The organism is Xylophilus sp. GW821-FHT01B05 (assembly GCA_038961845.1).
Classification (GTDB): domain Bacteria; phylum Pseudomonadota; class Gammaproteobacteria; order Burkholderiales; family Burkholderiaceae_C; genus Xylophilus.
In genome coordinates, this window is the sequence record CP152408.1 from 3519655 (window position 1) to 3535033 (window position 15379).

The window sequence follows — 15379 nt, forward strand, 5'->3', positions numbered from 1 at the left end:
TTGTTGCGTTATTCAGGCTTGAAGCCGGCGCTCTTGAGCAGCTCTGTGCCCTGCGCCACATCGGCGGCGATGTAGCGCTTGAACTGCTCGGGGCTTTCCGACACGGGCTCGATGCCCAGGCTGGCAAATGCGCCCGACTTCGCCAGCTCCGACACCGCGGAATTGATCGCGGCGTTGAGGGCCTTGACGTGGTCCTCTGGCGTGTCCTTGGGTGCCCAGACGCCATACCAGGACACGTAGGAGAAGTCGGCCAGCCCGCTCTCCCGCATGGTCGGGATATCGGGGGCCAGCGCGCTGCGCTTCTTGGCCGTGATCGCAATCGGCTTGACCCTGCCCGCCTTGGCCAGCGGCAGCATCGAGACCATCGAATCGAGCATCAGGTTGACATGGCCGCCGGCCACATCGATCAAGGCCGGCTGCGTGCCCTTGTACGGCACGAAGCTGAAGCTGATGTGGGCTTGCCGGGCCAACAGCAGCGTGGCCAGGTGGCTGGGCGCGCCGGCGGCGGGGATGGCGGCAGTCCAGCCCTCCGCCTGCTGCCGTGCGGCGTTGAGCACGTCGCCCAGCTTCTGCGGCGCCAACTGGGGCGCAATGGCCAGCAGCAAAGGCGCCTCGCCCACCCGCGCCACCGGGGCAAAGTCGGCCTGCGGATCGTAGGGAGGATTGGCCAGGACCTGCTTTGCCAGCACGTGGGTGGCGGCAGAGAACAGCAGCGTGTAGCCATCGGCGGGCGCCATCTGCACATACCGGCCGCCGAGCGTGCCGCTGGCGCCGGCCCGGTTCTCCACGATCACGGTCATGTCCAACTGCCTGCGCAACTGGTCGCCCAGCAGGCGCGCCGCGTTGTCCACGCCGCCACCCGCGGCGAAGGGCACGATGATGCGCATGGTGTGCTGGCGGTCCGGGAACTTCGCCGCCTGGCCCCAGGCCGGCGCAACGGCCACAACGGCCGCTGCCGCAAGAATTCTTATGAGTTTCATGTTGTCTCCTTGTGTCTTCAAAGGGTCGGGGATGGGGGGCTGGCCCGGCTGCGCCGGGAATGGCGCCGCACCAGCACATCCAGCGTCTGGTCCAGGGCCTGCGCGTCCACGCCGCGCGTGATGAACACGATGCGCGTGCGCCGGTCCGGCCCGGGCCAGCAAGGCAGGTACTCCGGCGGCTGGAAAAGATGCTGCACGCCATGGATCACCAGGGGCTGGTCCGGCTGCTCCGCCAGCTGAACGATGCCTTTGACGCGCAGCAAGTCCTCGCCGCGCATGGCGATCACCATGTCCAGCCACGCCAGGAAGGCCTCGCGCGGCAAGGGCGTGTCCCGCGTCAGGACAAACGACGAGATGCCGTCACGGTGCTGCGGTGCCGCCTCCGGCACGGGGGCCGCCCACGCCTGGTAGAAAAACGGGCTCTCTGCGGCGGCGCCGCGCTCGGGTGCTGTCTGCACCAACTGGTGCAGCGCCGTGGACTGGGCCTGGTGCTGCGTGTGCAGATTGGCCCCGGCGTTGATGCCATGCAGGCGCTCCAGCAGCGCCGCCGCCGGTGCCCCACCAGGCAGGTCCGTCTTGGTCAAAAACAAGTGCTCGGCCACGGCCACCTGGCGCACGGATTCCGGGTACCGATCCAGCGTCCCCATGCCAAGCACCGAATCCACGGTGCAGGCCACACCGGCCAGAAAGAAGCGCCTCCGGACCGCAGGGTCGCCAAGCAATGTGCGCAGGATGGGCCCCGGATCCGCCAGGCCGCTGGTTTCGATCAAGACCCGCTGCGGCTGTGCACTCTCTGCGCCCTGCTGTTGGCCGAGCCGGTTCAGGGCATCGGCCAGGTCGCCACGCATGGCGCAGCACAGGCAGCCGTTGGACAGCAGGATGGTGTCTTCGCTGGCATGGGCGATCAGGTCCTGGTCGATGCCGATCTGGCCGAACTCGTTGACGATCACCGCCAGGCCGCGCAAGTCCGCTTGCCGCAGCATGCGGTTGAGCAGGGTCGTCTTGCCGCTGCCCAGGAAGCCGGTGAGCACGGTCACCGGAATGCGCGCGGCACCCGGCGGCGCCGCCGCCAGCAGCGAAGAAAAATGGCCCGCCATGCTCAGCCCCGCGCGTCCGACCCGTGCAGCTCGGCAAAGGAGCGCAGCGTGCGTTCGACCTTGGGCAGCAGCCATTCGCTGACGGCGTGCGGCACCCGCTCGCTCTCGATGTCTTCCAGCAAGCGCCGCAGCGGCTGCTCCCGCGGGCCGGCCTGCTGCTGCGCCTGGAAGAAGGCGGCCACGTCGTCCATGCCGCAGCGCAGCCCTGCATCCTCAAGGTAGTCGGCGATGTCGAGCTCGAAGTCCTCAAGCCGCAGGCTGACGCCCCCGGTGCCGCAGGCGCACGCAGCGCCCAGCGCCACGTGGCGCATTGCCAGCGAGCTCCACAGATCGAGCAGTTGCCCGGCGCTCTGCGCAAGACCATCGACCACGCTGGCGCTCACTGGGCGACCGAAGTCAAAGCACCGTTGCCCGCACCGCTGCGAAGGGCTTGAGTAGCCGCCTCGTCGACGCCGCCCTGGCTGTCGAGCGCCACGCGGTAGACCTCGCGCGCCACGCCGGCGCTTACATAGCCTTCGCGCACGTCCTGCGCCACCAGCGCGGTGTCGCGCTCCAGCGGGTCGCCAAAGCCGCCACCGCCACCCGACAGCATCTTGTAGGCGTCGCCGCGTTCCAGCCGTACGTTGAAGATCTTCGCGTTCAGGTGGTCGGTCTTCCACTCGCCCTTGTGGCGCACGGCAATGCCGTTGCCCATGGCATCGCCGCCGCCCTCCAGGCCCCAGGGCTTGCAGTGGACGCGGTCGATGCGGGTGGTCACGGTGAAGGGCGATAGCGCCTGCACCACCATCTCCGCGCCCAGGCCGCCCCGGTACTTGCCGGCGCCGGCCGAGTCCTGGCGGATCTCGTACTTCTCGACCAGCACCGGGTACTTGGCCTCCAATTGCTCGGTCGGGCTGTTGTGGGTGTCGCCGTCGTTGATGCAGACCGTCACCGACACACCGTCCTCGGTGCTCTTGGCGCCCCAGCCGCCGCCCAGCGGGCCGATGCCGACGATGAAGAGGCGGCCGTCCTCCGGCGAGATGCCGTGGATGTTGGGAAACACCAGGTCGGCATGGTGGCCCGCGATGGAGCGGTCGGGGATGGCCGGCGCCAGCGCCTTGAAGATGGTGTCGATCACCGTCATCGGGAAGGTCATCCACACCCGCATCGGGTACGGCCGCTCGGCCGAGATGACGGTGCCCATCGGCATGATCACCTTGAGCGAGCGGAAGCTGCCGTCATTGACCGGGTAATCGGTGGGCGTCGTCAGGCACTTGTAGGCGACCTGCGCACAGGCAATGCCGGTGGTGAAGCCCGAGTTGTAGAAGCCTCGCACCTGCTTGCTGACGTCGGACAGGTCCACCGTCATCTCGTCGCCCGTGACAGTCACCTTGACGCGGATCGGGATGCGCTTGCCGATGTCCAGGCCGTCGTCGTCCATGAAGGATTCGGCCTCGTACACGCCGTCGGGGATGGACAGCGTGTTCTTGCGCGCCACGGCCTCGCTGGAGTCCATGATCTGGCGGATGGCGCCGTTCACCGCGCCAGCGCCGTAGCGCTGCAGCAGCTCCACGTAGCGGCGCTCGCCGGTGGTGATGGCGGTGATCTGCGCGCGCAGGTCGCCCAGCGCCCGCTCGGCCAGCCGCACGTTCATGGCGATGATGTCGATCAGGTCCTGGTTGACCACGCCCTCGCGCTGGTACTTGATGATGGGGATCTGTATCCCCTCGCTGAAGATGTCGGTGGTCACATTGCCCAGCGTGCCGCCCACGTCCAGCCAGTGCGCCATGCAGCAGGTGAAGCCTTCGAGCCGGCCTTCGTGGAACACCGGCATGGTGAACGTGAAGTGGTTCAGGTGGCTGCCGGTGGTGTAGGCGTCGTTGGTGACCAGAATGTCGCCCGGCAGGATGTTGTCGTAGCCAAAGTGCCGGATCTTGGCCTTGACGGTTTCGGACATGCCGCGGATGAACATCGGCAGGCCCAGGCCGATCGAGACCGTGTCGCCCTCCTTGGTGAACAGCCCGACCGTGAAGTCCAGCGCCTCATAGATGATGAGGTTGTAGGCGGTACGGGTGAGGTTGGTCTTCATCTCCTCCGTCACGGCGTACAGGCCGTTGCGGATGATCTCGACGGTGACCGGGTCGACCACCTGTGTGGCCTTGGGTTCGATATGCATAGTCATCTCCATTTCACAGGGGGCTTGTTTCTTTCCAGGGGCCGCCGCGCCCGGCCGCTCCGAAGCGGTCGGCCCGCCCCCCAGTGGGGGGAGGCGCCGCAGGCGCTTCGGGGGGCGTTCATGTCCGGTCACTCCCGATGTCAATCTGCAGATTGCCCAGTTCGTCCACGCGCAGCGCGTCGCCCGGCTGCACAACGGTGGTGGAGGCGTGCTCCTCGATCAGCGCCGGGCCTGTGATCAGGTTGCCCGAGCGCAGCAGGTCGCGGGTATAGACCGGCGTATCGGCCCAGCCGCCCTGGCGGAAGTACACCGGCTTGACGGTGCGCAGGGCGGCCTGCTCCGGCCTGGCCAAGCCCGCGTCCACGTGGTGCCTTGGCGGCTTCTTCATGGTGCCCAGCACCGTGACGCGCAGGCTCACCAGATCGGCCGGCTCCTTGGGCGCCGAAGTGCCATAGCGCACCTTGTGCAGGTCGTCGAACTGCTGCTTGATCGCCGAGCGGTCCCGCCCCTCGAAGAAGGCCATGGGCAGATCCACGGTGACGGCATGCTCCTGCCCGACATAGCGCATGTCGGCCGCGCGCTCGATGACCACGCCATCGGCCTTGACGCCAGACTGCGCCAGTGCGGCACGGCCTTCTTCTTCCATCGACTGGTAGGCGGCCTCGATCTCCTCGAACGACAGGTCGTTCAGTTTGCGGAACACCGAGCGCACATAGTCGTAGCGCAAGTCAGAAAACAACATGCCGTAGGCCGAGAAGTAGCCCGGCGCGAACGGAATCAGCACCTTGCGGATGCCGATCTCGCGGGCGATGGCCGACGCGTGCAGCGGGCCGGCGCCGCCATACACCACCATGGTGAAGCTGCCGGCGTCCAGGCCGCGCTCGGTGGTCACGGCCTTCACGGCGTGCGACATCTGCGTCACGGCGATGCGCAGGATGCCATCGGCCGCTTCGGTCGGGTCCAGCCCCAGCGGGCCGGCCACGCGCTCGCGCATCTGGCGCTGGCAGGCGTCCATGTCGAGCTTGAGTTCACCGCCCAGAAAATGGTCGGCATCGAGCCGGCCCAGCAGCAGGTTGGCATCGGTCACGGTCGGCTCGGTGCCGCCGCGGCCATAGGCCACCGGGCCAGGGATAGAGCCCGCGCTCTGGGGGCCGACACGCAGCGCGTTGCCGGTCTCGATGCGCGCGATCGAGCCGCCGCCGGTGCCCACTTCGTGGATGTCCATCATCGGAATCTGGATCGGCAGCGCACGCTCGTAGCCACCGATCAGCGCCGAGCCGGTAGTGAGCGGCCGGCCCTCGCTGATCACGCCGGCCTTGGCCGTCGTGCCGCCCATGTCGAAGGCGATCGCGTCGCCCATGCCAAGCTGGGCGCAGATGGCCTGCGCACCGATCACGCCCGCCGCGGGGCCGGACTCCAGCATGCGCACGCAGTCGCGCCGGGCATGTTCGCTAGGGAACAGGCCGCCAGTGGACTGCACGACGTAGAAATCGCCCTCGAAGCCCTTATGGCCCAGGTGCGCCTCCAGCTCGCCCAGGTAGGCAGAGACGCGCGGGCCTACGTAGGCATTGGCCACGGCGGTGGAGACGCGCTCGAACTCGCGGTACTCCTGGCTCAGCTCGTGCGAGGCGCAGATGAAGGCGCCGGGCAATTCTTCTTGCAGGATCTGCTTGACGCGCTGCTCATGCTTCGGGTTGCGATAGGAGTGCAGCAGCAGCACCGCGACCGACTCCACGCCCTGGCCGCTCAGCTCGCGCGCCAGTTCGCGCACCGCCGCCTCGTCCAGCGGCTTGTGGGTGCTGCCGTCGGCCCGCAGGCGCTCGGCCACCTCGAAGCGTAGCGAGCGCCGCACCAGCGGCTGGTGCTTGTTGAAGAAGAGGTTGTAGGCATCAGGCCGGTTGACGCGGCCGATCTCGTAGATGTCGCGAAAGCCCTCGGTGATCAAGAGCGCGGTATTGGCGCCGTTGCGCTCCAGCAGCGTGTTGATGGCGATGGTCGAGCCATGCAGAAACAGCTGGCCGTCGCGCAGGTCGATGTCGGCGCTGTCGAGCGTGGCCTGAATGCCATTGACCAGTTGGCCATGCGTGGACAGGGCCTTGCCGAACAGCAGCTTGCCGGTGGCCTCGTCGAAGGCGGCCATGTCGGTGAAGGTGCCGCCGATATCGACGGCAATGCGCAGCCGGGCGCTGCCGGCTGGCGCCGCTTGAAGGGTATTTGTCATGGTGAAAGCCCCGGCCTCAGGCCGCGGTGCCAATACGGTTGCGCAGCACGCCCAGGCCGGAGATCTCGACCTCGACCACGTCCCCCTCCTTCATGTAGCGCGGTGGGTCGCGGCGGTCGCCCACGCCGCCTGGCGTGCCGGTGGCGATCACGTCGCCCGGCGACAAGGGCGTGAAGCGGGATATGTATTCGATCAAGGTCGGGATGGTGAAGATCAGGTCCGACAGCGATGCGTGCTGCATCACCTCGCCGTTGAGCCGCGCCTCCAGCGTCAGCGCATTGACATCGGGCACCTCGTCGGCCGTCACCAGCCAGGGGCCCAGCGCGCCCGTGCCGGGGAAGTTCTTGCCCGGCGTCCATTGGTGCGTGTGGCGCTGCCAGTCGCGCACCGTGATGTCGTTGAAGCAGGCGTAGCCGGCCACGTGCTCGAAGGCCTGCGCCTTGGGGATCGCGCGGCCGCCGCGGCCGATGACGACGGCAAGCTCGCCCTCCCAATCGAAGCGCTCCGAGAAGGACGGCCGCAGCACCAGGTCGCCATTGGCGGCCAGCGAGTCGGCAAAGCGGACGAACAGCGCGGGGTAGGCGCTGTCGTCGCGCTTGGTTTCGGCAACGTGGGTCTTGTAGTTCAGGCCCACGCAGATGAACTTCTGCGGGTGGGGCAGCACCGGCAACGCCCGCGTGCCGGCGGGCGCCACGCGGCTGCCACGGCCCAGCACCTGCGCCAATTCGCCCAGTGCGCCGCCGCGCAGCACCGACGCGATATCGGGGTAACGCCCCAGGAAGTCGCTCGGGGGTTGGAGGTATTCACCATCCTGCGCCACCCCATAGGTAGCGGCTCCTGCATGCTCACAGCTGACCAGTTTCAATGCTTTCTCCTTGGCTGAACGGCAGAGGGCTGCGCGCCTGCAATCCCTTGCGCGACAGCGTTGTGCAGCTAATGTAGAAATCGCCAAGCTCTTCTCCTAGATAAACTTCTCAGGCTTCAGACTTGCCAAAATTGGCATGGCCAACCTGGGTAAACCCCGATGAACATCAGCAGCGTCAGGCTCTTCCTGGAGGTGGCGGAGGCAGGCAGCCTCAGCAAGGTGGCGGCGCGCCGGCAGACGGTGCAGTCGCATATCAGCCGCCAGATCAGCGACTTCGAGGCCGCGTTTGGCGGCCCCCTCTTCCGCCGCACCGGCCGCGGCGTGGCGTTGACGGAACTGGGCGCGCGCGCAGCGCTGCGGCTGCGTACCTGGCTGCAGGAAACAGACCGCATCACGGAAGAGCTGCGCGCCGAGTCAGACCAATTGCTCGGGGAGGTGCGGCTGGGCATCATCCCGTCGGCCGCGCACCCGCTGATGACGCGGCTTTTCGAGCGGCTGCAGGCAGAGCACCCGGGCATACGCCTGAACATTGCCGAGGCCCAGGGCACCGAGCTCGACACCATGCTGGACAGCGGCGCGGTCGATCTCGCGATCCTGTTCCGCTTCCACCGCCCGAGCGGGCGCGAGGAAAAGCTGCTGTCCGTTGCCCACACCTATCTCGTGTCCGCCCCCGGCGACGAGATCACCAGCGGGCCCACCGTCAACTTCTCGCGCCTGGCCGGCCTGCGCCTGGTACTGCCCCGCCGCCCCAGCCATTGGCGCAACGCGCTGGACGAGACCGCGCGCAGCCTGGGCTTCAAGCTGGAGCCGGTGGCAGAGGCGGATTCACTGACGGTGCAGAAAGAGCTGGTGGCCCACACACCGGGCCTGTACTCGGTGCTGGGCCCCTACGCGATGACGCCCGAGCTGCAAAGCGGCCGGCTGCAGGCCAGCAAGCTGGTCAAGCCGGACCTGTGCCGGCACGTGACCTTGGCTTTCCCCAAGCAGGGAAAGCTCTCGCCTGCGTGCCGCACCGTCGCGGACATGGTGCAGCAGCTGGTGGCGTCGTGGGGGAATCAGCTCACGGCCTAGCGAGCGAATCCACCCGCACCCGCATCAGATCGGCGAACTCGGCAGCACCGAATGCAGCGGCTCGAAGGCCGTCCGGCAATCGACGGGCACCGATGTGCCCGGGACCACCTTGACCTTCACATCGTCGGCAGAGGAAGGCGTGATCGACTGCGCGAAGCTCACCGCGCCCGGGCCGAACACGAAGTGGGTTGCGGCTGGCACACCGTTGGGGCCGCCGTTGTGGCCTGGGGCGAAGGTCGGCTGGGCGCCGTCGAACACCACGTTGTCTAGCGTGATCGACATCGGATAGTGGTGGCCATCTGCATCAAAACCCGCGAACGTCATCTGCCCGCCGCCGTACTTGCTGCTGCCCAATGCGTGCAGCCCGCTGACCTTGATGTTGGTAAAGCGCGGGTAGTGCGTGCCGCCGCTGGCATTGGAGTAGTACGAGTCAAACACCAGCGGCTGCCGCACGTCGCGCATGCAGACGCCGCTGTAGGTCACACCATCCACCTTGCCGCCGCGCGATGCATCTGACTTGATGCGCAGGCCAATGCCACCGCTGCTGTCAAAGCCATCGATCGAGAGGCCGGCCACCTGCATGTCGCTCAGGCCCGAGTCGGTCTCGCTGCCGATGGACATGCCGTGCCCATAGTAGAAGTGGTTGTCGATGAAGGCGAGCTGCGTCGACGCCCGCTTGCCATGCGACTTGACGGCGACGTTGTCGTCGCCAACGCTGATGTAGGAATGGGCCAGCAGCACTTGGCTCGATTGCCCGGGGTCGAAGCCGTCGGTGTTCTTTACCGTCTCGGGCGTGAAGCAGCTCGCGGGCGTGGCCTGGTCCGGCGTCGAGTTGGCGGGGCAGGCATAGCCCGGCTGCGAGTACGCCAGGCTGGGCGACAGGATCTTGATGCCCCAGGCGGTGACGCCGCTCACGCCGCTGGTCACGATGTGAAAGTTGGGCGCGTTGAGCACGGCCACGCGGTACAGCGTGAAGTTGCCGCCATCGCGGACCTGGATCAGCAACGGGTTGTGCTGGTAGAGGTTCTCGCTCTTGTTCTGGTAGGCCACATCCCACCACGAGCGAATGCCGGCATTCGGCCCGCTGGTGAGCAGGCTGCCGCCGCGCCCATCGATCGCGCCATCACCAACGATGCCGCTGCCCACGGTGCTGGCGGCCTGGATGAAGGGCTTGCAGGCGTCCTGGTGCGAGCTGGTGGCCGTGCCGCAGATGCCGGCGCCGTTGTCGTAGTCGGCCGGGTTGCGCGACGCGAACAGCGTGACACCCTTGTCGATCCACAGCGTGACGCCAGACTTGAGCGCCAAGGGCCCGCTGAGAAAACCCGTCGTGCCCGCAGCGCCCTGCACCAGCCTCACCGCCTGCCCGGCGGGGCAGGCATCGATCGCCCCCTGAATGCGCCGGGTGTCGGGCGCCGAGTCCGATGCGTTGCCATCCAGCCGGTCGATAGAGCCGTTGACCGGCGCCATGCTGGCGCCCAGCGTGGCGCAGAGCGTGCCGGGCAGCGTGGGCTCGGCGACGTCGCCCCATTGCGTCGTCACGGACGCGGCGCTGGCAGCGCAGCAGACCGACAGGCACGCACCGACCGTTGCAGCAAGGCGCAGACCACTAGACATCTTCATGTTGTATTTCCTTTTGTGGGGTTGTTGCTGCTGCTAAACGCCTGGCCGATGCGGGGCGCTGACCAAGAAAGCGCGGCGGGCAAGGGAAGAAGGTAAGAATGAGTGACTTCAAAATAGATAGCTGCATGCCCGTGCGCCACCTCCACTTCAGGCATAAAACATGCTGAAGTCCAGATTAACCGCGGGCATACAGCTACATATTCAATAGCAAAAGAAAAGCCCGCATGGTATGTCCATGCGGGCTTTCTCTCTCAGGAATGCGGGGCTATCGCCCCCGGCTTCAGGCCGTGACGGTGTCTGCCACGTCCTTGAACTCCTGGATCTGGTCGAAGTTCAGGTATTGGTAGATCTTGTCGCCGTTGGCGTTGAGCACGCCCATGTCGGCCTGGTACTCAGCCTTGGTCGGGATGCGGCCCAGCTTGGAGCAGATCGCGGCCAGTTCAGCCGAGCCCAGGTACACGTTGGTGTTCTTGCCCAGGCGGTTGGGGAAGTTGCGCGTGCTGGTCGACATCACGGTGGCGCCTTCCTTGACCTGTGCCTGGTTGCCCATGCACAGGCTGCAGCCCGGCATTTCCATGCGCGCGCCGGCCGCGCCGAAGACGCCGTAGTGGCCTTCTTCGGTGAGCTGCTGCGCGTCCATCTTGGTGGGCGGCGCCATCCACAGCTTGACCGGGATATCGCGCTTGCCTTCAAGCAGCTTGCTGGCTGCGCGGAAGTGGCCGATGTTGGTCATGCAGGAGCCGATGAAGACTTCATCGATCGCGTTGCCGGCCACGTCGGACAGGGTCTTGGCGTCGTCCGGGTCATTCGGGCAGCAGACGATGGGCTCGGTGATCTCGTTCAGGTCGATCTCGATCACGGCGGCGTATTCGGCATCCGCGTCGGCTTCGAGCAGTTGCGGGTTGGCCAGCCAGGCTTCCATGGCGGCGATGCGGCGGCCGATGGTGCGCTTGTCGGCGTAGCCCTGGGCGATCATGTTCTTCAGCAGCACGATGTTGCTGTTGATGTACTCGATGATCGGCTCCTTGTTGAGCTTGATCGTGCAGCCAGCGGCAGAGCGCTCGGCCGAAGCGTCAGACAGCTCAAACGCCTGCTCTGCCTTCAGATCCGGCAGGCCTTCGATTTCCAGGATGCGACCGGAGAAGAAGTTTTTCTTGCCCTTCTTCTCGACGGTGAGCAGGCCGGCCTTGATGGCGTACAGCGGGATCGCATGCACCAGGTCGCGCAGCGTGACGCCAGGCTGCATCGTGCCCTTGAAGCGCACCAGCACCGACTCCGGCATGTCCAGCGGCATCACGCCGGTGGCGGCAGCAAAGGCCACCAGGCCCGAGCCTGCGGGGAAGCTGATGCCGATCGGGAAGCGCGTGTGGCTGTCGCCGCCGGTGCCCACGGTGTCGGGCAGCAGCATGCGGTTGAGCCAGCTGTGGATGATGCCGTCGCCGGGCTTGAGCGAGATGCCGCCACGGTTGCTGATGAACTCAGGCAGCTCGTGGTGGGTCTTGACGTCCACCGGCTTGGGATAAGCCGCGGTGTGGCAGAAGGACTGCATCACCAGGTCGGCGGAGAAGCCCAGGCAGGCCAGGTCCTTCAGCTCGTCACGGGTCATCGGGCCGGTGGTGTCTTGCGAGCCGACCGAGGTCATCTTGGGTTCGCAGTAGGTGCCGGGCAGCATGCCCTGGCCTTCTGGCAGGCCGCAGGCACGGCCGACCATCTTCTGCGCCAGCGTGAAGCCCTTGCCCGTGGCCTTGGGGTTCTGCGGCAGGCGGAACAGCGTGGACACCGGCAGGCCCAGCGCCTCGCGCGCCTTGGCGGTCAGGCCACGGCCAACGATCAACGGGATGCGGCCACCGGCGCGCACTTCGTCAAACAGCACATCGCTCTTGACGGTGAATTCGGCAATGACCTTGCCGTCCTTCAGTGCCTTGCCGTCGTAGGGACGCAGCTCGACCACGTCGCCCATGTTCATCTGCGTCACGTCGAGCTCGATCGGCAGCGCGCCAGCGTCTTCCATGGTGTTGTAGAAGATCGGTGCGATCTTGCTGCCCAGGCAGACACCGCCAAAGCGCTTGTTCGGCACGAAGGGGATGTCTTCGCCGGTGAACCACAGCACCGAGTTGGTGGCCGACTTGCGGCTGGAGCCGGTGCCGACCACGTCGCCCACATAGGCCACCAGATTGCCGCGCGCACGCAGGTCTTCGATGAACTTGATCGGGCCGCGCTTGCCGTCTTCTTCGGGCGTGATGCCGTCGCGCTTGTTCTTCAGCATGGCCAGCGCGTGCAGCGGGATGTCCGGGCGGCTCCAGGCGTCAGGCGCGGGCGACAGGTCGTCGGTGTTGGTCTCGCCGGTCACCTTGAAGATGCTGACGGTGATGCTCTGCGGCACTTCCGGGCGGCTGGTGAACCACTCGGCATCGGCCCAGCTTTGCAGCACGCCACGGGCGTTGGCATTGCCCTTGTCGGCCTTGTCCTTGACGTCATGGAACTGGTCGAACATCAGCAGCGTCTTCTTCAGGCCTTCGGCTGCGACGCCGCCCACTTCAGCGTCGTCCAGCAGGTCGATCAGCGGGCTGATGTTGTAGCCGCCCAGCATGGTGCCGAGCAGCTCGGTTGCCTTGGCGCGGCTGATCAGCGCCGTCTTCTCGGTACCGTGCGCCACAGCGGCGAGGTAGCTCGCCTTGACCTTGGCCGCATCGTCCACACCCGCGGGCACGCGGTGCGTCAGCAGGTCCAGCAGGCCGTCTGTATCGGCGGCGCTGGCGGTCTTGATGAGCTCGATCAGCTCGGCCGTCTGCTTGGCCGACAGCGGCAGCGGCGGGATGCCGAGCGCGGCGCGTTCGGCGACATGGGCACGGTAGGCTTGCAACATCTTCTTTTCTCCGGGGGCAATGGTTATTGGGGCGGCGCGGAAGGCCTTACTTCTGCGCGTCGGTGGCGGGCTTGGAGTCCAGCGGCTCCAGCAGGCTGCGCTGCGGGTTCTTCTTCAGATCTTCAGCCATGGCCAACTGCTGCGGACTCTGGCATTCGTCGGCCAGGCGTTCACCGATCTTCTGGTTCATCAGCATGGACTTGTTGCCCAGCTGCAGCCACATGGCGCCGGCCTTCGGGTCTTCCAGGCGGATGGCGCCGGTGCGGCTTTCCACCGGGTGCATGCGGTAGCGCACCTTGGCGGTCTGCACGGTGAAGAAGCCGGGCTTCTTCTCGTCGGGCGTGATCAGCACGTTGGCGCCCAGCTCGCACTTGATCGGGCCGGAGTAGACGCGCTGCGCCACGGCCAGGTCGGCTTCGCTCAGGACGACGTTGGTGTCATCGCTGATCGGCGTGACTTCTTCAACGGCCTTGGCGGCGCGGCGGGTGATCTTGGGCTTTGGCTTGGGCGCGGGCTTGGCGGCGGTACTTGCGGCCTTCTTGGCTGCCGGCGCTGCGGTGGTGCTCTGGGCAGCGGCTTGTGCCAGCGCCAGGCCAGGCATGGCCAGCGCGCAGAGGGTAAGGGCGAGGACTGTGTTTTTCATGTGATGTATCCCTGGGGCAAAGAAAGCGAAAGGTGTTGCGGGGCTTGCGTGAGAGCTTGCGGCTATCGGATCGGTCAGGCTGCGGACGCCATCCAGCGTCCCGCCTCATCCGGCAGTGGCCGGCCAGTGCGCCGGGCCCGCTCCAGTACCTGCCAGAAGTGGCGGTAGCTGGCACGGTCGTGCAGGTGCCCGTCATAACTGACGGGCGCCCAGTCGGCGCGCTCGGCCGCCAAGAGGATTTGCGCGGCCGTATCCACTTCTTGTGGATCGGGGGCGAAGGCCTCCAGGATGGGCCGGATCTGCGCCGGGTGAATGCTCCACATGCGGGTGTAGCCAAAGTCGCGCGCAGCGCGGCGGGCCGCGCTGCGGATAGCGTCGGCATTGCCGAATTCGGTCACCACGCAATGCGAGGGTACTTTGCCGCTGGCGTGGGCGGCGGAGGCAATCTCCAGCTTGGCCCGCACCACCAGCGGGTGCGTGAACTGGCCCGCGGCGGCCATGCCGTCTGCGGGAATGGCGCCGGCATGGGCCGACACGAAATCCATCAGCCCGAAGCTCAGCGACTGAATGCGCGGGTGCGCCGCAATGTCAAAGGCGCGGTGTACCGCGCCAGGGGATTCGATCAAGGCCTGCAGCGCCAGTTGCGGCGCGCCGGCCGCATCCAGCGCCCGTGCGGCACGCTCGACATCGGCCACGGATTCAACCTTGGGCAGCATCACATGCACCAGCCGGGCACCGGCACGGCCGACGATGGCGGCAACGTCGGCCTCAAACGCGGGGTGGTCCACCGGGTGCACGCGCACCGCCACGCGCGCGCCGGCAGCGGCGGCCAGGGCCAGCTCGGTCACCAGGGCGGCGTGCTCGGCCTCGCCGCCCACCGGGGCGCCGTCTTCGCAATCCAGGGTCACGTCGAAGGGGCAGACGCCAAACTCGGCCGTCATCTCGGCCTGCAGCTGCAGGCTCTTCTTCATGCGCGCCTCGACGCCGCTGTAGTGGTCGCACACCGGCAGCGTCACCGCGCCGGCCTGTGCACCCAGCAACACTTCGGCAGGGTGAGCAGTCTTGCTCATGCCTTCTTCTGCGCCACGATGAACATGCGCGGGAAAGCCAGCAGCCGCTTGCCGTCGGTGCGCACCGGGTAGGCCGCATCCACGCGGCGCTCGTACTCGGCCAGGTAGCTCGCCCGCAGCGCAGGCGGCAGCGGATCGACGAAGGGCTTCAGGCCCGTGCCGCGCACCCATTCGACGATGGAGGCCGCGTCCACCATGCGGTGCTGGTAAATGGTGTGCCAGACATCGACGTTGGCCGCCTTTGGCGCCAACAAGTCGTAGTAGTTGCCAAGGCCCAGCAGCAGGGTGCGCAGCCTGTCGGCGTCGCCAATGGGCTCGGCCCAGGGCGCTTCGGCCGCCAGCGCGCGCATCAGGCGGTGCGTGGGCTCCTGGCGGTTGTCGGGCATCTGGATGGCGAGCACGCCACCCGGGGCCAGCGCGTCGAACAGGCGCGGGATCAATGTCTCGTGATCCGGCACCCATTGCAGGGCCGCGTTGACGTAAATGAGGTTGGGCGCTTCTTGCGGCGCCCAGGTCGCGATGTCGCTCAACTCGAAGCGCGCCTGCGGCAGGCGCTCGCGCGCACTGACCAGCATGGCTTCGGAGTTGTCGGTGCCCGTGACTTCTGCCCCGGGAAACCGCTTGGCCAGCAGCTCGGTGGAATTGCCCGGCCCGCAACCCAGATCCACCACGCGGGCGGCCTCGGTCAGCGGTACCCGCGCCAGCAGCTCAGCCGCAGGGCGCGTGCGCTCATCTTCATAACGACGGTAGAGCGCGGGGTTCCAGTCGAGCATTTGCGTCTCTTTGGCGAA

At 66.9% G+C, this 15379-nt stretch carries 12 protein-coding genes; 1 reads left to right on the forward strand and 11 read right to left on the reverse strand.

All coding sequences use genetic code 11. The annotated features are described in order from the left end of the window. Positions 1–8: 8 nt before the first annotated feature. The 6 genes from AAFF27_16390 to AAFF27_16415 all read right to left on the reverse strand — a co-directional run bounded on the left by AAFF27_16390 (position 9) and on the right by AAFF27_16415 (position 7312). Positions 9–980: a tripartite tricarboxylate transporter substrate binding protein gene (locus tag AAFF27_16390; GenBank protein ID XAH21594.1), complete on the reverse strand. Its 972-nt coding sequence runs from the start codon at positions 978–980 to the stop codon at positions 9–11. A 17-nt stretch (positions 981–997) separates the two neighbouring features. Then, positions 998–2077 carry a GTP-binding protein gene (locus tag AAFF27_16395; protein ID XAH21595.1) on the reverse strand — a complete coding sequence of 360 codons (1080 nt, stop codon included), beginning with the start codon at positions 2075–2077 and terminating at the stop codon, positions 998–1000. 2 nt (positions 2078–2079) lie between these two features. Continuing rightward, positions 2080–2460 carry a hypothetical protein gene (locus AAFF27_16400; protein XAH21596.1) on the reverse strand — a complete coding sequence of 127 codons (381 nt, stop codon included), beginning with the start codon at positions 2458–2460 and terminating at the stop codon, positions 2080–2082. After that, complete coding sequence (locus AAFF27_16405) at positions 2457–4232, reverse strand: hydantoinase B/oxoprolinase family protein (protein XAH21597.1); 1776 nt, start codon at positions 4230–4232, stop codon at positions 2457–2459. The genes AAFF27_16400 and AAFF27_16405 overlap by 4 nt, the downstream gene beginning before the upstream one ends. A 118-nt stretch (positions 4233–4350) precedes the next feature. Beyond that, entirely contained in the window at positions 4351–6453 is a 2103-nt protein-coding gene (locus tag AAFF27_16410; protein ID XAH21598.1) for a hydantoinase/oxoprolinase family protein, read from the reverse strand. A gap of 16 nt (positions 6454–6469) precedes the next feature. Beyond that, positions 6470–7312: a fumarylacetoacetate hydrolase family protein gene (locus AAFF27_16415; GenBank protein XAH26253.1), complete on the reverse strand. Its 843-nt coding sequence runs from the start codon at positions 7310–7312 to the stop codon at positions 6470–6472. A gap of 165 nt (positions 7313–7477) precedes the next feature. Between AAFF27_16415 and AAFF27_16420 the strand changes: the two genes are divergently transcribed. Then, entirely contained in the window at positions 7478–8389 is a 912-nt protein-coding gene (locus tag AAFF27_16420) for a LysR family transcriptional regulator (protein ID XAH21599.1), read from the forward strand. Positions 8390–8413: 24 nt separating this feature from the next. On the opposite strand, the gene AAFF27_16425 is transcribed toward AAFF27_16420, so the two are convergent. The 5 genes from AAFF27_16425 to tam all read right to left on the reverse strand — a co-directional run bounded on the left by AAFF27_16425 (position 8414) and on the right by tam (position 15361). After that, positions 8414–10009 carry a glycoside hydrolase family 28 protein gene (locus AAFF27_16425; GenBank protein ID XAH21600.1) on the reverse strand — a complete coding sequence of 532 codons (1596 nt, stop codon included), beginning with the start codon at positions 10007–10009 and terminating at the stop codon, positions 8414–8416. Positions 10010–10289: 280 nt separating this feature from the next. Then, the gene (gene acnB / locus AAFF27_16430) at positions 10290–12875 is read right to left on the reverse strand and encodes a bifunctional aconitate hydratase 2/2-methylisocitrate dehydratase (GenBank protein ID XAH21601.1); all 2586 of its coding nucleotides are present in this window, start codon (positions 12873–12875) and stop codon (positions 10290–10292) included. 46 nt (positions 12876–12921) lie between these two features. Beyond that, a complete protein-coding gene (locus AAFF27_16435; protein XAH21602.1) occupies positions 12922–13518 on the reverse strand; it encodes a hypothetical protein in 597 nt (198 codons plus the stop codon). A 74-nt stretch (positions 13519–13592) separates the two neighbouring features. Continuing rightward, positions 13593–14588, reverse strand: a complete 996-nt coding sequence (locus tag AAFF27_16440) for an aldolase/citrate lyase family protein (protein ID XAH21603.1) — start codon at positions 14586–14588, stop codon at positions 13593–13595. Next, positions 14585–15361: a trans-aconitate 2-methyltransferase gene (gene tam, locus AAFF27_16445; protein XAH21604.1), complete on the reverse strand. Its 777-nt coding sequence runs from the start codon at positions 15359–15361 to the stop codon at positions 14585–14587. The genes AAFF27_16440 and tam overlap by 4 nt, the downstream gene beginning before the upstream one ends. Positions 15362–15379 lie beyond the last annotated feature (18 nt).